This is a genomic window from Pseudodonghicola sp. (assembly GCF_048268305.1).
Taxonomy (GTDB): Bacteria; Pseudomonadota; Alphaproteobacteria; order Rhodobacterales; family Rhodobacteraceae; genus Pseudodonghicola.
Genome location: NZ_JBLWVT010000002.1, coordinates 257,105 through 278,340, shown reverse-complemented (window position 1 = coordinate 278,340; position 21,236 = coordinate 257,105). Strand labels below are relative to the sequence as shown.

The window sequence follows — 21,236 nt, the reverse complement described above, 5'->3', positions numbered from 1 at the left end:
GCGCCAGAGGGTTTCGCGCCGAGCGGAAAGCTCAGGCCGGGAAGACGAAACAGCGGTCGCGCCGCACCGTCAGCCACATCACCCGCCCGGGCTGCGGCAAAAAGACATTGGGCACCGTCGCCTTCAGGCTGCTGCCGTCATAATCCATGCGGAATTCCACCAAGCTCTCATGACCCAGGAAGCGCGCCCGCTCGACCACGCCGCGCGCGGCCACGCCTTCGGCCGGGGTCGGCAAAGGCCCATGACCGTTGCGGTCAAAGTCGATCCGGACGTGCTGGGGGCGAAAGACGATATCGACATCCGTGCCGTCAGGGAACCCGGGCGCGAGAAACTGGCCGAAGGGCGTATTCGCCAAGGCGCCGTTCACCTGCGCATGCAGCACGTTGGTATCGCTGAAAAACGCCACGGCAGCGCGATCGACAGGGCGGGTATAGACGTTATAGGGAGCGCCCCGCTGCACGATCCGCCCGGCGCGCATCAGCGCGATCTCGTCGGCCATGCGCATCGCTTCCTCCGGCTCATGCGTCACCAGCAGGACGGCGGTGTCCTCTTCCTTCAAGAGCGCCAGCGTCTCGTCGCGGATGCCGTCGCGCAGCCGGTTGTCGAGGCCGGAGAAGGGTTCGTCCATCAGCATGATCTTGGGGCGCGGCGCCAGCGCGCGGGCCAGAGCCACCCGCTGCTGTTCCCCGCCCGAAAGCTGATGCGGATAATCGTCGATATGGCCGATCAGATGCACCCGGGTCAGCAAATCCTCGACCCGTGCGCGTTTCTCGGCCTTGGTGCCCCTGTGCAATCCGAAGGCCACATTGTCGGCGACGTTCAGATGCGGGAACAGGGCGAAGTCCTGAAACATCAACCCGATCTCGCGCCGCTCCGGCGGCACCCGGAAGACGGTGTCGCAGACCAGCTTGCCATCGACCCAGATCTCGCCCGCGTCCTGCATCTCCACCCCGGCGATCATTCTCAGCGTGGTGGACTTGCCGCAGCCCGAGGGGCCAAGGAGGCAGGTGACCTGACCTGCGCGAATCTGCAGCGAAACGTCATCGACCACCCGGCGCCCGTCGAAATGACGCACCAGGTTCTTGATCTCTAGCCGTGGGGTGGTGGACTCTGCGCTCACTCTGGGGCCTCGTTCCATACCCGAGGAAAACCCTCGGATGGTCTGCAGATAGCAATCCCCGCCGCCGGGGACAAGCCATCAGCAACAGCAGCCGCCGGCTGGGGTCACGGGCTCCGGCGTCTCCAGCCCGTTAAAGGGGCTGTCGCCACCACAGCCGGCGAAGATGCCGTAATGGGTAGAGAAATCACCGATGAAGTCGAAATGCGGCGCAAAGCGCGTCTCCGCCAGCATCCGCCAGGTATTGCCGCAGACCGGAAAGACGCGGCCGGACTCGATCACATGATGATCGTCCAGGGCAAAGGCATGCGGCGCATCGGGCAGCGTGCCCTTGTAGACCACCGCCTGACCGTAATCCTCGCAGGCGGGCTCGAGCCCCGCCAGTTTGAACAGCCGATAGGTGGCCGACAGGAACCTGATCGGCGCCACCTTTGCTTCCAGCTCCGGGTTCTCGATGGTCAGGGGCCGCTGTTCCACCCGGCGCGGATCGCCGAAACCGGCGGCCTTGGCGATGGTCAGAAAATCGTTCCAGTAAAGCGCGCCGGACAGGCATTCGCCATAAAGCACCTCATCCTCGGCCAGCGCCGCCGGAACGCGCCGGTCGGCATAGACGTCGGAGAAATACATCTCGCCGCCCTCTTTCAGCAGCCGATGCGCGCCCCGCAGCACCGCCGCCTTGTCGGTGGCGAGATTCAGGACGCAATTCGACACGATGATGTCGAAGGAAGCCGGCTCCAGCTCCAGGTCATCCAGCCTTTCGATGAATCCCGCGTGGAACTCCACATTCGACTTGGAGAACCCGAAAGCCTCGGCATGAAAGGCCTGGTGTCGGCGGGCGACCTCCAGTTGCGCCGGGGTCATATCGACGCCCACGACCGCCCCGGTTTCGCCGACCATCGCCGCCAGCGCATAGACATCGCGCCCGGCCCCACAGCCGAGATCAAGGATGCGCATGCCCTTGAGCGCCGCGGGGGCGATCAGACCGCAGCCGTAATAGCGCGCCAGCACCTCGTCATGCAGCCGGGCCAGGATCGGCTTGAGATGCGACGGCATCTCGCCAGCGGTGCAACAGGCGTTGGTCTGCAAATCGGCGCTGCCCTGCAGGGTTTCACCGTAATAGGTCTGAACCGCGTCGTGTTTCATCATCCGCCCCTCGGGAAACGGGCCGGGACGCGGGGCGCCCCGGCCGCAAGATCACATGGTCAGGTTGATCGCGCCACCGTCCAGCAGCACGTTCTGCCCGACGATGAAGCCGGCATGCTGCGAGCACAGGAAGGCGCAGGCGGCACCGAATTCCTGCCGCGTGCCGTAACGGCCCACCGGGATCGCCGCACAGCGCTGCGCACGGGCTTCCTCGATGGTAATCCCCTGCTGCTTGGCCGAAGCGGTATCGAGCGACACCGCCCGGTCGGTGGCATGCAGCCCCGGCAGCAGGTTGTTGATCGTCACCCCCTTGGAGGCCACCTGGCGCGAGGTGCCGGCGACATAGCCGGTCAGCCCGGTGCGGGCCGAGTTCGACAGCCCCAGCACCGGGATCGGCGCACGAACCGCCTGGCTGGTGATGTTCACCACCCGGCCCCAGCCGCGCTCCATCATCCCCGGCACCAGCGCCTTGATAAAGGCGATCGGCGTCAGCATGTTAGAATCGAGCGCCTTGATGAAATCCTCGCGCTCCCAATCGGTCCACATGCCCGGCGGCGGACCACCGGCATTGTTGACCAGGATATCGACGCCCTCGGCCGCCTTCAGCACCATCGCCTGGCCTTCCGGCGTGGTCACGTCGCAGGCCACGGTCACCACATCGACGCCATAGGTGTCGCGGATCGCCTGGGCGCTCGCCTCCAGCGCCTCGGCGCCACGGGCGTTCATCACCAGATCGCCCCCCTCGGCCGCCAGCGCCTCGGCACAGCCAAGGCCCAGCCCCTTGCTGCTGGCGCAGACCAACGCGCGTTTGCCTGAAATTCCCAGATCCATCTTCAGTCTCCCTTGTCGGCCACTGGCGCGGCCCAATCCGCGCCGGATACTAGCCCGCCCGCAGTCGATTGCCAGCGTATCACCCGCGAATTGACCCGGATTAGCCATAATCTCCGGCTACGCCTTGAATCCAGCCTACCCGCAGCCTCATTAATGTCATCCCCCTGATAAAGGTCGATGCCCGTGTCCACAACCGAGAGCCAGATCCAGGCCATCCCCGTCTATCCCGCCCGGGATTTCCGTGTCGTGCAGGGCGCCAATCTGGGCGATGCGCTGGCCGACATGGAAGAGCTGATGCTCGACGACGTCTATCAGCTCGGCGCTGCGGCCACGCGGCAGCGCCTGGTGGTGGAAACCCTGGGCGACGGCAGCTTCCGCATTCGCGAGGGCGGCGAGATCGGCCAGCCCGGGGCGTTGCTGCATCTCGACAGCGCGCTGCAATTCATGAGCCCCGACGGCCAGACCACCGAGGCATTGGGGTTGGTCGAAACCGATGCCGAGGGGATGATCGCGGCGATTTACCTGTTACCGCTGGGGCCGATGATCGCCGAAACCGATTATACTCTGGTCGGCATGGATCAGGCGGCGGCGCGGGTGAAATTCGCCCAGATCGCCTGCGTCTCGTTCACCCGGGGCACCCGGATCACCCTGGCCTCGGGGGCGCAGGTGCGGATCGAGGATCTGAGGCCCGGTGACCGGGTGTTGACCCGCGACGACGGCGCCCAGGAAATCCGCTGGATCGGGCAAAGCACGCTGCGCGCCAGCGGCGCCTTCGCCCCGATCGTGATCACCGCCGGCACGCTGAACAATACCGGCGATCTGGTGGTCAGCCCCGATCACCGGCTGTTCGTCTATCAGCGCCGCGACGCGCTTGGCGCCGGACGGCCCGATCTTCTGGTCAAGGCCCGCCATCTGGTCAACGGTGACAGCGTCTATGTGCAGGAGGGCGGTTTCGTCGATTACTTCCAGCTGCTGTTCGACCGGCACGAGATCATCTATGCCGAGGGCATCGCCGCCGAAAGCCTGCTGGTCGATCCCCGCACCCGTCCCGCCCTGCCGGCCGAGCTGTTGAACCGGATCGGCGATCATCTGCCCGGTCACCAACGGGGCGAGGCGCAGGGGCTCGACGTGCAGAAATCGCTGCTTGACCGGCCCGATGCGATCGCCCTGCTGCGCCGCGCCTCGACGCAGTAGAGCGCGCTGATTTTCTTGCCTCTGCCCCAAAGCGCGCCTATACGCGCGACCATGTTGGACACCGCCTCGAACCGCCCCGCCCTGCCGCCGGAAATCGCCCGGCGCCGCACCTTTGCCATCATCTCTCACCCGGATGCCGGCAAGACCACGCTGACCGAAAAATTCCTCCTCTACGGGGGCGCCATCCAGATGGCCGGACAGGTGCGCGCCAAGGGTGAGGCACGGCGAACCCGGTCGGACTTCATGCAGATGGAAAAGGACCGCGGCATCTCGGTCTCGGCCTCGGCGATGTCCTTCGACTATGGCAAATTCCGCTTCAACCTGGTCGATACCCCCGGCCACTCGGACTTTTCCGAGGACACCTATCGCACGCTGACGGCGGTGGACGCGGCGATCATGGTGATCGACGGCGCCAAGGGGGTGGAAAGCCAGACCCAGAAGCTGTTCGAGGTCTGCCGCCTGCGCGACCTGCCGATCCTGACCTTCTGCAACAAGATGGACCGCGAAAGCCGCGACACCTTCGAGATCATCGACGAGATTCAGGAGATGCTGGCGATCGACGTGACCCCGGCCAGCTGGCCGATCGGTCAGGGCCGCGATTTCATCGGCTGCTATGACATCCTGCGCGACCGGCTGGAACTGATGGATCGGGCCGACCGCAACAAGGTGGCGGAATCGATCAAGATCGAGGGGTTGAACGACCCCAAGCTGGCCGAACACGTCCCCGCCCATCTGCTGGACAAGTTGATGGAAGAACTGGAGATGGCGCGCGAACTGCTGCCCGCGCTCAACCCTCAGGCGGTGCTCGAAGGCCATATGACGCCGATCTGGTTCGGCTCGGCCATCAACTCCTTCGGGGTCAAGGAACTGATGGACGGCATCGGCACCTATGGGCCGGAACCGCAGCCGCAACAGGCCACACCGCGCCAAATTCTTCCCGAAGAAACAACAGTTTCCGGCTTTGTCTTCAAGGTCCAGGCGAACATGGACCCCAAGCACCGCGACCGGGTGGCCTTTGTCCGCCTGGCCTCGGGTCACTTCAAGCGCGGCATGAAACTGCTGCATGTGCGGTCGAAGAAACCGATGGCGGTGTCGAACCCGGTGCTGTTCCTCGCCTCAGACCGCGAGCTGGCGGAAGAGGCCTGGGCCGGCGACATCATCGGCATCCCGAACCACGGCCAGTTGCGCATCGGCGACACGCTGACCGAGGGCGAACAGCTTCGGGTCACCGGCATCCCCTCCTTCGCGCCGGAACTGTTGCAGACGGTGCGCGCGGGCGACCCGATGAAGGCCAAGCACCTGGAAAAGGCGCTGATGCAATTCGCCGAGGAAGGCGCCGCCAAGGTGTTCAAACCCTCGATCGGTTCCGGCTTCATCGTCGGTGTGGTCGGCGCCCTGCAGTTCGAGGTTCTGGCCAGCCGGATCGAGATGGAATATGGCCTGCCGGTGCGGTTCGAGCCCAGCCAGTTCACCTCGGCCCGCTGGGTCAGTGGGCCGAAGCTGTCGCTCGACAAGTTCGTGAACGCCAACAAACAGCATATCGCCCATGATCATGACGGCGATATCGTCTATCTGACCCGGCTGCAGTGGGACATCGACCGGATCGAGCGCGATTATCCCGATCTCACGCTGAGCGCGACGAAGGAAATGATGGTGTGATCCCTGAATGACGGAACCGGCGCCATCCAATATCCACCTGCCGGTTCCGCCCGATCTGGTCGAACGCGACCCCGCCCGGCTGCGCTGGGGCACGGTATCGACCATCAAGGCGCCGCTCAGCGCCATTGCCCGCTTCGCGGCGCATCACCTCGACCTTGGCGCGGCCTTGATCGACATCTTTCTCGACCAGCCCGACCCGCAGGTGGCGGAGTTCTTCGCCGCCCACCCGACGGTACGCATCACCCAATGCGACGCCGCCTATTGGCGCAAGAAGCCAGAGCGCGCACAGCGGTCGCATCAGCTCCGCCAGGCCTTCAACGCCTCTCGCGCCTATCGCCGCAGCCAGATGCACTGGCTGGCCCATATCGACGTCGACGAATTCCTGCTGTCGCCGCAACCGCTGGCCGAGCTGCTGACCGCTGTCGACCCCGAGGTCGCCTATGTCCGCATCCGCCCGGCCGAGCTGCTGGCGCAGGAGGATCCCTGGCGCGGGCCATCGCATTTCAAGCTGACCCGCCGCGAACTCGGGCTGACCAAGACCGAATTGGCCGACATCTATCCCGAGTTCGGCGCCTATGTGCCCGAAGGCTTCCTCGGCTATACCGGGGGCAAGAACATCGCCCGCACCGGATTGCCACAGATCCGGATGGGCATCCACGGGGTGATCCACCAGGGCCTGCCGATCGCCAATTATGGACGGCTGCCCGAGGTGCATGTGGGCCATGCCCATGCGCCGAGCTGGGAGCATTTCCACCGCCATCTGCAGTTTCGGATGGAAAAGGGATCGTATCGCGAAAAACTGAAAGATCGCATGCGCTTGCGTGACGTTCTCGACGTGATACTCGAAGCCGAGGGAGAGGCCGGGCTGCGCCGCTTCTATGAGGAAATCAACACCACCACCCCGCGGCTGCTGGACCGGCTGGCCGCTCATGCTATGCTGGTGACCGCGCCGCTTGATCTCGACGAGAAGGTCGCGCGCTGGTTTGGAGAGCTTCCTGAGGATCGGTTGGATAAGTGACACGCTGGGGCATCGTCTCGACCATCAAGGCCCCGAAGGCGGAGATTCTGGACTTCGCCGCCTATCATCTGGAACTGGGCGCACAGCGACTTTACATCCATCTCGACGATCCCGACCCGGATACGCTCGCCATGCTGAAGACGCATCCGAAAATCCGCGCCTTCGCCTGTGATGACGCCTATTGGCGCAAGCAAGGGGTCAAGCGGCCAGCAAAGCATCAGGCGCGGCAGACCTTCAACGCCACCCGCATCTATCGCCGCAAGGCCGAGGTCGACTGGTTGATCCATATGGATGTCGACGAATTCCTCTGGCCCGAGGGCCGCGTCGACCAGCGGCTGGGCGCCCTGCCCGCGGCAACGCTCTGCGCCCGGGTTCGCCCCTTCGAGGCACTGGCCGGGGACGGTACGGGATTCAAGGGCTTCATCCCCGCGGGACCGGAGCGCGAGGCGGTGGTGGAGCGGCTCTATCCGCGCTTCGGCGCCTTCGTGAAGGGCGGCTTTCTCAGCCATCTGGCCGGCAAGCTGTTCGTGCGTACCGGGCTGGGCGATCTGACCGTGAAGATTCACAACGTCTTCCGCGGCGAGGAGATGAACCCCGCGGAGGTGGAGCTCGACGATATCCGCCTGCTTCATTGCCATGCCAAGAGCTGGGAGCATTGGCTGTCGGCCTTCCGCTATCGGCTGGACCATGGGTCCTATCGGGCCGAACTGGCGCCGGCGCGCGCGCGTGACAAGGGCGGGCTGACGCTGCACGAGGTGCTGAGCACGATCCATCAGGTCGAAGGCGAGACCGGGCTACGCGCCTTCTATGACGAACTCTGCGCCGACACCCCGCGCCTGCGGGCCGCCCTGCAGGCTGAAGGGCTGTTGCATCAGTGCGATCTCGGCCTGGCCGAAAAGCTACAGAAACAGTTCCCTGATTTAGGGTGATTTGTTTCCTGAGCTGCCGCGGAGAGAGAGAAATTTCATCTATCTGCAACTCTGTTTGACCCCAGCCCGCCTTTTTGCTATGCGGCAGCACGGGCCTGCAAGCGCCAGACGCGCGAACCAACCGGGTTCGGCCCCTGATCAGACGCGCGGGCCAAGTCGATGTCCGCGAAACGCGGTAGCATATGACGAAATTCACAGATCTGAATCTGAACCCCAAGGTTCTGAAAGCCATCGAAGAAGCCGGGTATGAAAGCCCGACCCCCATTCAGGCGGGCGCGATTCCCCCAGCCCTTCAGGGCCGCGACGTGCTCGGCATCGCCCAGACCGGCACCGGCAAGACGGCAAGCTTCACCCTGCCGATGATCACGCTGCTGGCACGTGGCCGGGCCCGGGCGCGGATGCCCCGCTCTCTGGTTCTCTGCCCGACGCGGGAACTGGCCGCCCAGGTTGCGGAAAACTTCGATGTTTACACCAAACACCTGAAGCTGACCAAGGCGCTGCTGATTGGCGGCGTCAGCTTCAAGGAACAGGATCAGCTGATCGACAAGGGCGTCGACGTGCTGATCGCCACCCCGGGCCGGCTGCTCGACCATTTCGAACGCGGCAAGCTGTTGCTGACCGGCGTGCAGATCATGGTGGTGGACGAAGCCGACCGGATGCTCGACATGGGGTTCATCCCCGATATCGAACGTATCTTCTCGCTCACCCCTTTCACCCGGCAGACGCTGTTCTTCTCGGCCACCATGGCGCCCGAGATCGAGCGGATCACCAATACCTTCCTGTCGAACCCCGAACGGGTCGAGATCGCCCGTCAGGCCACCGCCTCGGAGACGATCGAACAGGGCGTGGTGATGTTCAAGGCCAGCCGCAAGGACCGCGAAGCCAGCGAGAAACGCGCGCTGCTGCGCGCCTTGATCGACGCCGAGGGCGACAAGCTGACCAACGCGATCATCTTCTGCAATCGCAAGATGGACGTGGATGTCGTCTCCAAGTCGCTGAAGACATACGGCTATGATGCTGCCCCGATCCACGGCGATCTGGAGCAGAGCCAGCGAACCAAGACGTTGGACGGCTTCCGCGAAGGCTCCCTGCGGCTGCTGGTCGCCTCCGACGTGGCCGCGCGCGGGCTCGACGTGCCGAGCGTCAGCCATGTGATCAACTTCGACGTGCCCAGCCATGCCGAGGATTACGTCCACCGCATCGGCCGCACCGGCCGCGCCGGACGCGCCGGCAAGGCGATCACCATCTGTTCGAGCCGCGATGACAAGCTGCTCGACGCGGTCGAGCGGCTGCTGCAAAAGCAGATCCCGCGTCTTGACCTGCCGGCCGGCTTCGAGGCCGCCGCAACGCAGAGCGAAGAGAAGAGCAGCCCTCGCAGCTCCAGCTCGAAATCGGCAACCTCGTCGCGATCGAGTTCGTCGCGATCGTCCTCCAAATCGGGGACCACTTCGAAGGCCGCATCGACACCCAAGCCCGAATCGGCACCGAAGGCAGCTTCGGCACCGAAACCTGCCGCTTCGGACCTTCCTTCGGCGCCGGCGCCGGTGTCCTCTCCTGCTGCGGAGAGCCGCCCCGCCACCCCGAAACACTCCTCGTCGAAGCCGAGCTCGTCGCGCAGCAGCACCAGCAGCCGCGACAGCAAGGTTGTCGGCATGGGCGATCATATGCCCAGCTTTATCGCGCTGAGTTTCGACGAGCGTCGCAGCGCCTGAGCGATCGGGTAACCCCCAAAGGAAAACGCCCCGGACCAAGGTCCGGGGCGTTTTCGTTTCCACTGTCGGCGGTATCAGCCGAGGCGGCTGATCACCACGGTGACCTCGGGCTTCTTGCCGATTTCGTTTTGCGCGCTCTGCCGCGCCACCCGGCGCAAGCCCTCTTCCAGCTTGTCGTCATCGGTGAGCGTCGCACGATTGGCGCGCGCCAGGAACTGGCCCAGATCCTCTTCGAGAATCTCGACGAGCGACGCATTACTGCCGCCCAGCTCCGCCAGACCCTTGATATCGACCCAGGCGCCGTCAATCGGATCATCATCCTCATCGAGGATGACCGAGACCACCAGCATGCCGTTCAACGCCATGCGGATCCGGTCGCGCACCACACCGTCAAGCGCGCCGATCTTGACGCTGCCGTCCAGATAGGTGCGGCCGGTCTCGATATAATCGGCGACCTTGGGGGTCTTGCCCGACAGGTCGAGCATCATGCCGTTGACCGCGACGATCGAGGCGATGCCGCGTGATTCCGCCAGCCGGGCATGTTCGCGCAGATGGCGGTGTTCGCCATGCATCGGGATCAGCATCTTCGGCTTCATGATCTCATGCATCCGCTGCAGATCCGGCCGGTTGGCATGGCCCGAGACGTGATAGAGACCGCTGTGGTCATCGACCACGTCGACGCCCTTTTCGCTGAGCTGGTTCATGATGCGGATCACGCCGCGTTCATTGCCCGGGATGGTCTTTGAGGAGAACAGGAAGGTGTCCCCCTCCTTCAGCTCCAGCCCCCGATACTTGCCGCGCGCAAGCTGGGCACTGGCGGCGCGACGTTCGCCCTGGCTGCCGGTGACCAGCAGCATCAGGTTGTCGCGCGGGATATCCTGCGCCTCTTCCGGGCTGACGACCTTGGGAAAGCTGCGCAGAACCCCGGTCTCGATCGCGGCCTCGACCATCCGACGCATGGCGCGGCCAAGCAGAATGATTGAGCGCCCAGCCCGATCGCCAGCCTCGGCCAGCGTCTTGAGCCGTGCCACGTTCGAGGCGAAGGTTGTCGCCACCACCATGCCGCGGGCTTCCAGCACCAGCTCTTCCAGCGGGGTGCCGAGATCGGATTCCGACCGCCCGGGCTTCGGCGAGAACACGTTGGTGGAATCGCAGATCAGCGCCCGCACCCCGGGTTTCGCCACCTCGGCCCAGAGGTTCGGATCGAAGGCCTCGCCCACCACCGGCGCCGGATCGAGCTTGAAGTCGCCGGTATGCACGACGCGCCCGGCCGGGCTGTCGATCACCAGGCCAGCGCTTTCGGGGATCGAGTGGGAGATCGGCAGGAAACCCACGGTAAAGGGACCGGCGGTGGTCACTTCGGGCCAGGCCGAAACCGTGGTGATCGCATCCTCGGGCAGGCCGAACTCGGCCATCTTGCCCCGCGCGATATTGGCGGTGAAGGCACGCGCATAGACCGGCGCACCAAGATCGCGCCAGAAATGCGCGATGGCGCCGATATGGTCCTCATGCGCGTGGGTGATGAAGACCGCGTCGAGCCTGTCCGTCCGCTCCTTCAGCCAGGCGATGTCGGGCATGATCAGGTCAACACCCGGGGTGCCGTCCATATCGGGAAAGGCAACGCCCAGATCGACCAGGATCAGACGCTCCTCCCCCGGCTTGCCATAGCCGTAGACATAGGCGTTCATGCCAATTTCGCCTGCGCCGCCCAGCGGCAAATAGATCAGTCTCTTGCTGCTCATAACACTCCGTTTTCTTTGTTGTAGCGATGTATCACGGTCAGCCCGTGCATCGTGAGGTCATCCTCGAACCGGTCGAACAGATCCTCGCCCTGTTGAAACAGGGGCGCGAGTCCGCCGGTGGATATTACTTTCATCGGGCGCCCGTATTCGGCCTTGATCCGCTGGATGATCCCGGTGATCAAGCCGATATAACCCCAGAAGACGCCGGATTGAATACATTCAACGGTATTTGTTCCGATCACCTTCGCAGGTTGGCTGATATCGACATGCGGCAGGGCGGCGGCACCGGCATGCAGCGCCTCGAGGCTCAGATTGACACCCGGAGCGATCACGCCGCCGACATAGGCGCCATCCGTGGCCACCACGTCGAAATTGGTGGCGGTGCCGAAATCCACCACCACGACATCGCCGCCATGCCGATCAAACGCGCCGACGGCATTGGCCAGGCGATCGGGCCCGGGCCGGGTGCCCTGATCGACGCGCGGCTCCTGCGGCAACAGGCATTCCGGCTTGCCCACCACCAGCGGCCGGCACCCGAAGAAACGCTCAGAGAAGATGCGCAGGTTGAAGACCACCCGCGGCACCGTCGAGGCGATGATCACATCGGTGATGTCCGGTTCGATCCCATAGTGTTTCAGCAGGGTCAGAAACCAGGTGAAATAGGCGTCCGCCGTGCGCGCGTGATGCGTCGAGGTGCGGAAGGTGCAGAGGAATTTCTCCCCGTCCCAGACCGAGAAGACAGTATTGGTATTGCCGCAGTCGATGGCCAGAAGCATGGGCCTTTCCCCTCCCCAGGGTGTCAGAAATAGACATCCGCCGCCGGGATGCGCACGCGGCCCCGGTCGGTGGACAAAACCAGTTGTCCGTCAGCGTCGATGGTCTCGAAGATGCCGGCGGTCTCGGACGTGGTGGTGCGGGCGACAACCCGTTCCCCCAAACGGGCGGCGCGCGCCAGCCAGGCCTCGCGGATCGGGGCGAAGCCAAGGCTGGTGAACTGGGTCTCGTACCGGTCATAGGCGGCGGCCAGTTCGGTGAGGAATTCGTCCGGTGTCACCAGCACGCCAAGTTCCGAGGCGAGAGAGACCGGCCGCACCGCGCCGGGCTCGACCGAAGCCGCGCCGGGCGCATCAGCGAGGTTGACACCGATGCCGATGGCCAGATGCATGGCGCCGCTCCCCTGGCTCAGGCTTTCCAGCAGGATACCAGCCAGCTTGCCGCCGTTCAGCAGCACATCATTCGGCCATTTCAGCGCAAAACATTCGGCCCGGCCAGTCACTGCGACGCAGGCGTCAAACAGCGCCAGCGCGGCGATGAAGCTGCGCAGGGCGACCTGTGGCACCGGCCCTTCGGGGCGATAGATCAATGTGGAATAAAGATTGCCCAGCGGGCTTGTCCAAGCGCGGCCGCGACGGCCGCGGGCGGCGGTCTGGACCCGGGCCATCAGCCAGATCGGAGCCGTCAGCGTGGGGGCGATCCGCGCCGCCTCGCTCAATGTGCTGTCAACCTCCTCCAGGATGCGGCGTTCGTAGCCTTGGGGCCAAACCGTCATGCGCGCGACCTCCGGATCGGGTATGAATGGCGGCGGCGGGGCGCATCACGCGTCCCGCCGCCGAAAGCATTACTGCTGCAGCAGGGTCTGGGCGGCCGCAGCGGCGGCCCCCTCGATGCCGAACATATTGATGATGCCCACCACCATGATCGCGGCCGATGCGGTCAGCGCCAGCCACAGCATCGGAGAGCTGTGCGTGTCCATCTCCTCGCCTTCCTTGCCGAAGTACATGAAGTAGACGATGCGCAGGTAGTAGAAGGCGGCGATCACCGAGGCGATCACGCCGGCGATCGCCAGCCACACCAGCCCGCCCTCATAGGCGGCGCGCAGCACATAGAACTTCCCGAAGAAGCCCAGCATCGGCGGCACGCCGGCCATCGAGAACATCAGCACCAGCATCGCCAGCGCCTTGCCCGGCTCGCGCTTGGCATACATGTTCAGCGCCGAGATATTGGTGACCGGCTTGCCGTCCTTCTCCATCATCAGGATGAAGGCGAAGGTGCCGATGTTCATGGTGACGTAGATCGCCATGTAGATCAGCATCGACTGCACGCCGAAGACGGTGCCCGAGGCGAGGCCCATCAGGGCGAAGCCCATGTGGGTGATGGAGGAATAGGCCATCAGTCGCTTGATGTCGGATTGACCGATCGCGGCGACCGACCCCAGGAACATCGACAGGAGCGACAGCAGCGCGATCACCTGGCTCCAGTCCGGGATGGCGTCGCCGAAGGCTTCGAACAGCAGCCGGGCCATCATGCCCATCGCAGCCATCTTCGGCGCGGTGGCGAAGAAGGCGGTCACCGGGGTGGGCGAGCCTTCATAGACGTCGGGCGTCCACATGTGGAACGGCACCGCCGAGACCTTGAAGGCCATCCCGGCGATCAGGAACACCAGGCCGAACAGCAGACCGAGCGACATGTCGCCCTGTTGCGCCGCCTGGATGATGCCCGAAAACTGCGTGGTGCCGGTATAGCCATAGACCAGCGAAGCCCCATAGAGCAGCAGACCCGAGCTGAGCGCGCCGAGGACGAAGTACTTCAGCCCGGCCTCGGTCGACTTGACGCTGTCGCGGCGCATCGCGGCGACGACGTAAAGCGACAGCGACATCAGCTCGAGCCCCATGTAGAGCGCCATCAGATCGCCGGCGGAAACCATGACCAGCATGCCCACCACGGCGAGAGAGACGAGAACCGGGAATTCGAACTTCAGGATGCCGCGGCGCGCCATATATTCCTGGCTCATCACCAGGACGCCGGCGGCGGAGAACAGGATCACCACCTTGGCGAAGCGCGAGAAGCCGTCGTCGATGAACATGCCGCTGAAGGCGGTGGTGTCGCCGCCGGAGCTGGTGGCGATCCAAATCCCCAGCAGCACCATCAGCACCCCGGTGGTCCACACCAGCGTCGGACCGAGACGGTCCTTGCCGGTATAGACCGCGGCGACGAGCGCCAGCAGCGCGTAGGCGGCCAGAATGATTTCCGGCAGGATTGCGGTGAGATCGGCCTGAATCATCTGTCCGGTTCCTTAGTTCGAAGCGGTCTGGGTCGCGGTCTCGGCCGCGGCCACCGCAGTGTCAAAATGATGGACCAGCGCGGTGGTCGACGGGCTGATGATGTCGGTCACGACCGACGGGTAGAAACCCAAGAGCAGGGTCATCGCCACCAGCGGCGCAAAGATCCATTTCTCACGCGCGTTCATGTCCTTGATGGTCTTCAGGCTTTCCTTGATCAGATCGCCGAAGACGACCCGACGATAGAGCCAGAGCCCATAGGCGGCCGACCAGATCACCCCGGTCGCGGCCACGGCGGTCACCCAGGTGTTGACCTGGAAGGCGCCGACCATGGTGAGGAATTCGCCGATGAACCCGGAGGTGCCCGGCAGACCGATGTTGCCCATGGTGAAGAACATGAAGACCAGGGCATAGGCCGGCATCCGGTTCACCAGACCGCCATAGGCGGCGATGTCACGGGTGTGCATCCGGTCATAGATGACACCGACACAGAGGAAGAGCGCGGCAGAGACGAAGCCGTGGCTCAGCATCTGGAAGATGGCGCCGTCGATCCCCTGCTGGTTGGCAGCGAACAGCCCGAGCGTCACGAAGCCCATGTGCGCCACCGAGGAATAGGCGATCAGCTTTTTCATGTCTTCCTGCACCAGCGCCACCAGCGAGGTGTAGACCACCGCAATGGCCGACATCCACATCACCAGCGGTGCCATGACGTCCGAGCCCACCGGGAACATCGGCAGCGAGAAGCGCAGGAAGCCGTAGCCGCCCATCTTCAGCATGATCGCCGCCAGAAGAACCGAGGCCGCGGTCGGGGCCTGAACGTGGGCATCGGGCAGCCAGGTGTGCACCGGCCACATCGGCATCTTCACCGCGAAGGAGGCGAAGAAGGCCAGGAACAGGATGGTCTGCATCCCGCCCACCACATGCATCCCCAGGAGCGTGAAGCCGGTCGAGGAGAATTCATGCGTCAGCAGCATCTCGATGTCGGTGGTGCCGGCATCGGCATACATCGCCACCATCGCCACCAGCATCAGCACCGAGCCAAGGAAGGTGTAGAGGAAGAACTTGAAGGCCGCATAGATGCGGTTCGGACCGCCCCAGATGCCGATGATCAGGAACATCGGGATCAGACCGCCTTCGAAGAACAGGTAGAAGAGCACCAGATCCAGCGCCATGAACACGCCGAGCATCAGCGTTTCCAGCAGCAGGAAGGCGATCATGTATTCCTTCACCCGGTCGGTGACGTTCCAGCTCGCCAGGATGGTGAGCGGCATGATGAAGGTGGTCAGCAGCACGAAGAGGATGCTGATGCCGTCCACGCCCATCTTGTACTTCATCCCCATCAGCCATTTGCCCTCTTCCACGAACTGGAAGCCGGTATTGGCGGGATCGAACTCGGTATAGAGCGCGATGGAGATCAGAAAGGTCACCGTGGAGGCGAAGAGCGCGACCCATTTGGCGTTGCGCTGCGCCGCGGCATCATTGCCGCGCAGGAACACCGCCAGGATCAAAGCCGCCAGCGCCGGCACGAAGGTGATAATGGAAAGGAGGTGGTCCATTAGTGTGCTCCTCCGCCGATCGTCATCCAGGTGACCAGGGCAGCCATGCCCAGCACCATCCAGAAGACATAGGTGAAGATATAGCCCGACTGCGCCCGGCCCGCGAGCCGAGTAAAGAACGGGATGATGCCCAGGGCGACCCCGTTCAGGAAGCCGTCGATGATGCTGCCATCACCGCGCTTCCACAGCAGCCGACCCAGAGCCAACGTGGGCTTCACCAGAACGGCGTCATAGATTTCGTCGAAGTACCATTTGTTCAGCAGGAACAGGTAGAGCGGGCGCTGGCTTTCAGCCAGCTTCTTGGGCAGCGCGGGGCTGACCAGATAGAACCAGATGGCGACCAGAAGACCCAAGAGCATCGCGAAGAAGGGCGAGGTCTTGACCCAGGCCGGCGCGGTATGGGCGATATCCAGCACGTGGTTTTCCGGGCTGATATAAAGCGCCCCCTGCCCCGGCTCGCCGGCGAAGGTCACGTGGTGGGTGCCTGCCGCTTCGCCATGGGCTGCGGTTGCAGTCTCACCATGCGCGTCAGTGGCAGTCTCGCCATGGGTCGGGGTCGCGGCGACTTCGCCATGGCCGCCCTCGGCGGACATCGAGGCCTCGGCCACCGGGATACCGTAGAATTTGCCCACCTCATCGGCATGACCGAAGAAGTTGCCGTACCACAGCATCCCCGCGAAGACCGCGCCCAGGCTCAGCACGCCGAGCGGCACCAGCATGACCAGCGGGCTTTCATGCGCATGTTCGTGGGCATGCTTGTCGCCACGCGGCGCGCCGAAGAAGGTCAGGAAGATCAGGCGCCAGGAATAGAAGCTGGTGAAGGCTGCAGCGATGACCAGCATCCAGAAGCCGAAGCTCGACCCACCGGCCCAGGCGCTTTCAATGATCGCGTCCTTCGACAGGAAGCCGGCAAAGCCGATCTCGGTCATCGGGATGCCGACACCGGTGATCGCCAGGGTGCCGATGATCATCGACCAGAAGGTAAAGGGAATCTTCTTCCGCAGGCCGCCATAGTTCCGCATGTCCTGTTCATGATGCATCGCGTGGATGACCGAACCGGCGCAGAGGAACAGCAGCGCCTTGAAGAAGGCGTGCGTCAGCAGGTGGAACATCGCCGCCGAATAGACGCCGACACCGGCTGCCACGAACATATAGCCAAGCTGCGACATGGTCGAATAGGCGATGACGCGTTTGATATCGGTCTGCACCAGGCCGATGGTGGCCGCGACGAAGGCGGTCAGCGCACCGAGCACGGTGATGAAAGCGGTCGCGTGCGGCGCGAATTCCATCACCGGCGACATCCGGCAGATCAGGAACACGCCGGCGGTCACCATGGTGGCGGCATGGATCAGCGCCGACACCGGGGTCGGGCCTTCCATCGCGTCCGGCAGCCAGGTGTGCAGGAAGAGCTGCGCCGATTTCCCCATCGCCCCGATGAAGAGCAGCACTGCGATCACCTCGGTGGCGGTCCATTGGCCCCAGAGGAAGCTGAGCTTGGTTTCGGCCAGCATCGGCGTCGCGGCGAAGACATCGTTGAAGGCGATGCTGTCGGTCAGGAAGAACAGCGCGAACATGCCCAGCGAGAAGCCGAAGTCGCCGACCCGGTTGACCACGAAGGCCTTCATTGCGGCGGCACCGGCCGAGGGCTTGCGATAGTAGAAGCCGATCAGCAGGTAGGAGGCCAGGCCCACGCCTTCCCAGCCGAAGAACATCTGCACCAGGTTGTCGGCGGTCACCAGCATCAGCATGGCAAAGGTGAAGAGCGACAGATAGGCGAAGAAGCGCGGCTTGTAGCTTTCGCCGTGCTTGAACTGCGGATCATGCGCCATGTAGCCGAAGCTGTAGAGGTGCACGAAGGCCGACACGCTGGTCACCACGATCAGCATGATCGCGGTCAGCCGGTCCAGCCGGATCGACCAGGAGGTGGAAAGCGAGCCGCTCTCGATATAGCGGAGGATTTCAATGGTGTGGGTAACGCCGTCGAAATTGATGAAGACGATCCAGCTCAGGATGCAGGAGAGGAACAAGAGCCCCGTGGTCAACCACTGGGCCGCCGTCTCGCCGATGATCTTCCAGCCAAAGCCGGCCAGGATCGCCCCGACCAGCGGGGCGAAGAGGATGATGGTTTCCATTAGTCTCTTACCCCTTCATCACGTTGACGTCTTCGACCGCGATGGAGCCGCGGAGACGGAAGAAACAGACAAGGATCGCAAGCCCGATGGCCGCCTCGGCGGCGGCGACGGTCAGGACGAACAGGGTGAAGACCTGCCCGACCATGTCGCCCAGGAAGGAGGAGAAGGCCACGAAGTTGATGTTCACCGACAGCAGGATCAATTCGATGCTCATCAGCAGGATGATCACGTTCTTGCGGTTGAGAAACAGCCCGAAGATCCCGATGACGAACAGCGTGGCTGCCACGGTTAGGTAATGCTCAAGTCCGATCATATCGTCCCTCTGGGCCTGGCCCATTCGTTCTTTGTCGCGTTGTCCCGGTTGCCCGGAACTGCCGGGCAAACTGCCCGGCGGTAAGTTTCATCAGCGCAGCGCAGCGCGCCTGAGTTTCCACCAGCGGATCAGCATCCAGCTCACCGCGGCTTTAATCCCCCAAAGCAGAGCGACCCCGAAAATCCCGATCTTGCTGACAAGCAAATGGGCGAGGTCGATCCAGGCCATGGTTCAGAGCCCCTGCCCCGGCTTGACGTCCCGAAGCTCCATCGCCTTGGCGGGATCGCGGTAGAGCTGGGCCAGAACGTTCTGCCGCTTGACATCCTTGCGATGCCTGAGGGTCAGCACGATGGCCCCGATCATCGCCACCAGAAGGATCAGCCCAGCAAGCTGGAACTGCAGGAAATACTTGTCATAGAGCAGCTCGGAAATCGCCACGGTGTTGTGCACATCGGTCGGCGTCGGTGCGGTCAGCAGGCCGCGGGCAACGTCGTTGGCCTGCCAGGCGCCAAAGGCGAGGAAAAGCTGCATCAGGATGATCACGCCCACCAGCAGCGCCAGCGGCATGTACTTGGCCATCTCGGCCTTCAGCGCCGCGAAGTCCACGTCCAGCATCATCACCACGAACAGGAACAGCACCGCCACCGCGCCGACATAGACGATCACCAGAAGCATGGCGACGAATTCGGCTCCCAGCAGAACGAACAGCCCCGCCGAGGAGAGGAAGGCCAGGATCAGCCAAAGCACCGAATGGACCGGCTGTCGGCTGATCACCGTGAACAGCCCGCCGGCAAGGGCGCAGATGGCAAACAGGTAAAAGGCAAACACGCTCATGCTTCGTCATCCTCGTTGTCTCCGTCCATCACCTCGCGCGCCAGATCAAGCGCCCGGGTCATGGCGGGAATGCCGGCGAAGACCGACATATGGCCGATCGTTTCCACGATCTCCTGTTTCTTCGCGCCCGCCTCCAAGGCGTGGCGCACGGTCTGGCGCACGGCGGTATCGGCCTGCGCCCCTTGCATCGTCAGCCCGGCCAAAGTCAGCAGCAGCCGGGTCTTGGCATCAAGACCGCCCTTGTTGAATGCATTGCCGAACATGAATTCCATCACGTCCTTGGGCATGGTCGGCCACAGCGCTTCGAACCCCTTGGGGTTGAAGTTTTCAAGCGCAGGATTGAACACCCGCGCCATCTCCTGGGCCTGTTTCATCATGACCTCGAATGGATTCTTCGGCGTCTCATTCATCGGTAGGGCGCATCCAATTCCAGATTGCGGGCAATCTCGGCCTCCCAACGCGCCCCGTTATCAAGCAGCTTGTCCTTGTCATAGAACAGCTCTTCCCGGGTCTCGGTCGAGAATTCGAAATTCGGTCCTTCGACGATCGCATCCACCGGGCAGGCTTCCTGACAGAAGCCGCAATAAATGCATTTCGTCATGTCGATATCATAGCGCGTGGTGCGGCGGCTGCCGTCCTCGCGCGGCTCGGCGTCAATGGTGATCGCCTGCGCCGGGCAGATGGCCTCGCACAGCTTGCAGGCGATGCAGCGCTCTTCGCCGTTGGGATAGCGACGCAGCGCATGTTCGCCACGGAACCGCGGGCTGAGCGGCCCCTTTTCGTGCGGATAGTTCACCGTCGCTTTCGGCGCGAAGAAATATTTCAGACCCAGCTTCATGCCGACGAAGAAGTCGGCGAGCAGGAAGTATTTCGCGGCGCGGGTATAGTCGATCTGCGTCATTTTGCTGGGCACTCCACTTGTGCGGGGCTTGTCTTATGAAGGGCTGCGGCAGGCATCCTCAGCTCCCCCAGCGGGCAAAGGCGCCCCAGAACCAGTCGAACCGGGCCGCGAAGGCGACGAAGACCACCCAGACCAGCGACATCGGCAGGAAGATCTTCCAGCCCAGGCGCATCAGCTGGTCATAGCGATAGCGCGGAGTGATCGCCTTCACCATTGCGAAGATGAAGAAGAAGAACACCATCTTGCCGATCATCCAGAGGATACCGTCGGGCAGCCCGGGGATCGGCGACAGCCAGCCGCCGAAGAACAGCAGCGAGGTCAGCGCGCACATCAGAACCACTGCAGTCAGTTCCCCGATCATGAAGAGCAGGAAGGGCGTGGAGCTGTATTCGACCTGATAGCCGGCCACCAGTTCCGACTCCGCTTCGGGAAGGTCGAACGGCGGGCGGTTGGTTTCGGCCAGGGCCGAGATGAAGAACAGGAAGACCATCGGGAACTGCGGCAGCCAGTACCAGCTGAACAGCCCATAATCGCCGTCTTGCGCATGGACGATGTCGGTCAGGTTCATCGAGCCGGTGGAGATGATCACACCGATGATGATCAGGCCGATCGACACCTCGTAGGAAATCATCTGCGCGGCAGAGCGCAGCGAGCCCAGGAACGGGTATTTCGAGTTCGACGCCCAGCCGCCCATGATCACGCCGTAAACCTCGAGCGAGGAGATGGCGAAGATATAGAGGATCGCGACGTTGATGTTCGAGACCACCCAGCCCTCGTTGAAGGGGATCACCGCCCAGGCGATCAGCGCCATCACCAACGAGATCATCGGTGCCAGCAGGAAGACCACCTTGTCGGCCCCGGCCGGGAAGATGACCTCCTTGACCATGTATTTCAGGAAGTCGGCGAAACTCTGGAGCAGCCCGTAGACGCCCACAACGTTCGGCCCGCGGCGCATCTGCACTGCGGCCCAGACCTTGCGGTCAGCGTACATCAGGAAGGCCAGCGCCACCAGAAGCGGCACCACGACCAGCAGCACTTGCCCGATCAGGACAAGGGCGATGCCCAGATAGGTGTTGGAAAAGAAGTCAGCCATAGG

At 63.5% G+C, this 21,236-nt stretch carries 20 protein-coding genes; 5 read left to right on the top strand and 15 right to left on the bottom strand.

The annotated features are described in order from the left end of the window. Positions 1-31: 31 nt before the first annotated feature. The 3 genes from ACN0V4_RS04450 to ACN0V4_RS04440 are packed head-to-tail and all read right to left on the bottom strand — an operon-like array spanning position 32 to position 3,091. Positions 32-1,138, bottom strand: coding sequence for an ABC transporter ATP-binding protein (locus ACN0V4_RS04450; protein ID WP_417673414.1), 1,107 nt, complete (start codon positions 1,136-1,138; stop codon positions 32-34). Between the two features lie 60 nt (positions 1,139-1,198). Continuing rightward, positions 1,199-2,260: a methyltransferase domain-containing protein gene (locus ACN0V4_RS04445; RefSeq protein ID WP_417673412.1), complete on the bottom strand. Its 1,062-nt coding sequence runs from the start codon at positions 2,258-2,260 to the stop codon at positions 1,199-1,201. A 51-nt stretch (positions 2,261-2,311) separates the two neighbouring features. Beyond that, positions 2,312-3,091, bottom strand: a complete 780-nt coding sequence (locus ACN0V4_RS04440; RefSeq protein ID WP_417673410.1) for an SDR family oxidoreductase — start codon at positions 3,089-3,091, stop codon at positions 2,312-2,314. Between the two features lie 183 nt (positions 3,092-3,274). Between ACN0V4_RS04440 and ACN0V4_RS04435 the strand changes: the two genes are divergently transcribed. From ACN0V4_RS04435 to ACN0V4_RS04415, 5 genes are all read left to right on the top strand, one after another. Then, positions 3,275-4,285, top strand: coding sequence for a Hint domain-containing protein (locus ACN0V4_RS04435; protein ID WP_417673408.1), 1,011 nt, complete (start codon positions 3,275-3,277; stop codon positions 4,283-4,285). A 51-nt stretch (positions 4,286-4,336) separates the two neighbouring features. Continuing rightward, positions 4,337-5,944 (top strand): peptide chain release factor 3, encoded by a 1,608-nt coding sequence (locus ACN0V4_RS04430; RefSeq protein WP_417673406.1) that lies wholly within the window; start codon positions 4,337-4,339, stop codon positions 5,942-5,944. Positions 5,945-5,951: 7 nt separating this feature from the next. Beyond that, a complete protein-coding gene (locus tag ACN0V4_RS04425) occupies positions 5,952-6,962 on the top strand; it encodes a glycosyltransferase family 2 protein (protein ID WP_417673404.1) in 1,011 nt (336 codons plus the stop codon). Then, entirely contained in the window at positions 6,959-7,891 is a 933-nt protein-coding gene (locus tag ACN0V4_RS04420) for a glycosyltransferase family 2 protein (RefSeq protein ID WP_417673402.1), read from the top strand. Before ACN0V4_RS04425 ends, ACN0V4_RS04420 begins: the two co-directional genes overlap by 4 nt. Before the next feature lie 182 nt (positions 7,892-8,073). Beyond that, complete coding sequence (locus ACN0V4_RS04415; RefSeq protein ID WP_417673400.1) at positions 8,074-9,603, top strand: DEAD/DEAH box helicase; 1,530 nt, start codon at positions 8,074-8,076, stop codon at positions 9,601-9,603. Positions 9,604-9,677: 74 nt separating this feature from the next. Here ACN0V4_RS04415 and ACN0V4_RS04410 read toward each other — a convergent pair whose 3' ends face one another. The 12 genes from ACN0V4_RS04410 to nuoH form a co-directional block, all read right to left on the bottom strand. Beyond that, on the bottom strand, positions 9,678-11,345 hold the full coding sequence (locus tag ACN0V4_RS04410) for a ribonuclease J (RefSeq protein WP_417673398.1): 1,668 nt from the start codon (positions 11,343-11,345) through the stop codon (positions 9,678-9,680). After that, entirely contained in the window at positions 11,342-12,121 is a 780-nt protein-coding gene (locus tag ACN0V4_RS04405; RefSeq protein WP_417673396.1) for a type III pantothenate kinase, read from the bottom strand. Before ACN0V4_RS04405 ends, ACN0V4_RS04410 begins: the two co-directional genes overlap by 4 nt. 23 nt (positions 12,122-12,144) lie before the next feature. Beyond that, on the bottom strand, positions 12,145-12,894 hold the full coding sequence (locus ACN0V4_RS04400) for a biotin--[acetyl-CoA-carboxylase] ligase (protein ID WP_417673394.1): 750 nt from the start codon (positions 12,892-12,894) through the stop codon (positions 12,145-12,147). A 69-nt stretch (positions 12,895-12,963) separates the two neighbouring features. Further along, the gene (nuoN, locus tag ACN0V4_RS04395) at positions 12,964-14,406 is read right to left on the bottom strand and encodes an NADH-quinone oxidoreductase subunit NuoN (protein ID WP_417673392.1); all 1,443 of its coding nucleotides are present in this window, start codon (positions 14,404-14,406) and stop codon (positions 12,964-12,966) included. 12 nt (positions 14,407-14,418) lie between these two features. Next, positions 14,419-15,960: an NADH-quinone oxidoreductase subunit M gene (locus ACN0V4_RS04390; protein ID WP_417673390.1), complete on the bottom strand. Its 1,542-nt coding sequence runs from the start codon at positions 15,958-15,960 to the stop codon at positions 14,419-14,421. Beyond that, on the bottom strand, positions 15,960-18,092 hold the full coding sequence (nuoL, locus tag ACN0V4_RS04385; RefSeq protein ID WP_417673388.1) for an NADH-quinone oxidoreductase subunit L: 2,133 nt from the start codon (positions 18,090-18,092) through the stop codon (positions 15,960-15,962). The genes ACN0V4_RS04390 and nuoL overlap by 1 nt, the downstream gene beginning before the upstream one ends. A gap of 7 nt (positions 18,093-18,099) precedes the next feature. Further along, positions 18,100-18,405 carry an NADH-quinone oxidoreductase subunit NuoK gene (gene nuoK / locus ACN0V4_RS04380; protein WP_028091907.1) on the bottom strand — a complete coding sequence of 102 codons (306 nt, stop codon included), beginning with the start codon at positions 18,403-18,405 and terminating at the stop codon, positions 18,100-18,102. A gap of 90 nt (positions 18,406-18,495) precedes the next feature. Beyond that, on the bottom strand, positions 18,496-18,633 hold the full coding sequence (locus tag ACN0V4_RS04375) for a hypothetical protein (protein ID WP_417673386.1): 138 nt from the start codon (positions 18,631-18,633) through the stop codon (positions 18,496-18,498). A gap of 3 nt (positions 18,634-18,636) precedes the next feature. Further along, complete coding sequence (locus tag ACN0V4_RS04370) at positions 18,637-19,239, bottom strand: NADH-quinone oxidoreductase subunit J (RefSeq protein WP_417673384.1); 603 nt, start codon at positions 19,237-19,239, stop codon at positions 18,637-18,639. Then, positions 19,236-19,649, bottom strand: coding sequence for a carboxymuconolactone decarboxylase family protein (locus tag ACN0V4_RS04365; protein ID WP_417673382.1), 414 nt, complete (start codon positions 19,647-19,649; stop codon positions 19,236-19,238). Before ACN0V4_RS04365 ends, ACN0V4_RS04370 begins: the two co-directional genes overlap by 4 nt. After that, the gene (gene nuoI / locus ACN0V4_RS04360) at positions 19,646-20,140 is read right to left on the bottom strand and encodes an NADH-quinone oxidoreductase subunit NuoI (protein ID WP_417673380.1); all 495 of its coding nucleotides are present in this window, start codon (positions 20,138-20,140) and stop codon (positions 19,646-19,648) included. The genes ACN0V4_RS04365 and nuoI overlap by 4 nt, the downstream gene beginning before the upstream one ends. A gap of 58 nt (positions 20,141-20,198) precedes the next feature. Then, complete coding sequence (nuoH, locus tag ACN0V4_RS04355; protein WP_417673378.1) at positions 20,199-21,233, bottom strand: NADH-quinone oxidoreductase subunit NuoH; 1,035 nt, start codon at positions 21,231-21,233, stop codon at positions 20,199-20,201. Positions 21,234-21,236 lie beyond the last annotated feature (3 nt).

Excerpts from the sequence above, each read along its gene's own strand:
- ACN0V4_RS04450 (WP_417673414.1), bottom strand. The coding sequence starts at position 1,138 with ATGGAACGAGGCCCCAGAGTGAGCGCAGAGTCCACCACCCCACGGCTA.
- ACN0V4_RS04445 (WP_417673412.1), bottom strand. The coding sequence starts at position 2,260 with ATGAAACACGACGCGGTTCAGACCTATTACGGTGAAACCCTGCAGGGC.
- ACN0V4_RS04440 (WP_417673410.1), bottom strand. The coding sequence starts at position 3,091 with ATGGATCTGGGAATTTCAGGCAAACGCGCGTTGGTCTGCGCCAGCAGC.
- ACN0V4_RS04430 (WP_417673406.1), top strand. The coding sequence starts at position 4,337 with ATGTTGGACACCGCCTCGAACCGCCCCGCCCTGCCGCCGGAAATCGCC.
- ACN0V4_RS04425 (WP_417673404.1), top strand. The coding sequence starts at position 5,952 with ATGACGGAACCGGCGCCATCCAATATCCACCTGCCGGTTCCGCCCGAT.
- ACN0V4_RS04415 (WP_417673400.1), top strand. The coding sequence starts at position 8,074 with ATGACGAAATTCACAGATCTGAATCTGAACCCCAAGGTTCTGAAAGCC.
- ACN0V4_RS04410 (WP_417673398.1), bottom strand. The coding sequence starts at position 11,345 with ATGAGCAGCAAGAGACTGATCTATTTGCCGCTGGGCGGCGCAGGCGAA.
- ACN0V4_RS04405 (WP_417673396.1), bottom strand. The coding sequence starts at position 12,121 with ATGCTTCTGGCCATCGACTGCGGCAATACCAATACTGTCTTCTCGGTC.
- ACN0V4_RS04400 (WP_417673394.1), bottom strand. The coding sequence starts at position 12,894 with ATGACGGTTTGGCCCCAAGGCTACGAACGCCGCATCCTGGAGGAGGTT.
- nuoN (WP_417673392.1), bottom strand. The coding sequence starts at position 14,406 with ATGATTCAGGCCGATCTCACCGCAATCCTGCCGGAAATCATTCTGGCC.
- ACN0V4_RS04390 (WP_417673390.1), bottom strand. The coding sequence starts at position 15,960 with ATGGACCACCTCCTTTCCATTATCACCTTCGTGCCGGCGCTGGCGGCT.
- nuoL (WP_417673388.1), bottom strand. The coding sequence starts at position 18,092 with ATGGAAACCATCATCCTCTTCGCCCCGCTGGTCGGGGCGATCCTGGCC.
- nuoK (WP_028091907.1), bottom strand. The coding sequence starts at position 18,405 with ATGATCGGACTTGAGCATTACCTAACCGTGGCAGCCACGCTGTTCGTC.
- ACN0V4_RS04375 (WP_417673386.1), bottom strand. The coding sequence starts at position 18,633 with ATGGCCTGGATCGACCTCGCCCATTTGCTTGTCAGCAAGATCGGGATT.
- ACN0V4_RS04370 (WP_417673384.1), bottom strand. The coding sequence starts at position 19,239 with ATGAGCGTGTTTGCCTTTTACCTGTTTGCCATCTGCGCCCTTGCCGGC.
- ACN0V4_RS04365 (WP_417673382.1), bottom strand. The coding sequence starts at position 19,649 with ATGAATGAGACGCCGAAGAATCCATTCGAGGTCATGATGAAACAGGCC.
- nuoI (WP_417673380.1), bottom strand. The coding sequence starts at position 20,140 with ATGACGCAGATCGACTATACCCGCGCCGCGAAATACTTCCTGCTCGCC.
- nuoH (WP_417673378.1), bottom strand. The coding sequence starts at position 21,233 with ATGGCTGACTTCTTTTCCAACACCTATCTGGGCATCGCCCTTGTCCTG.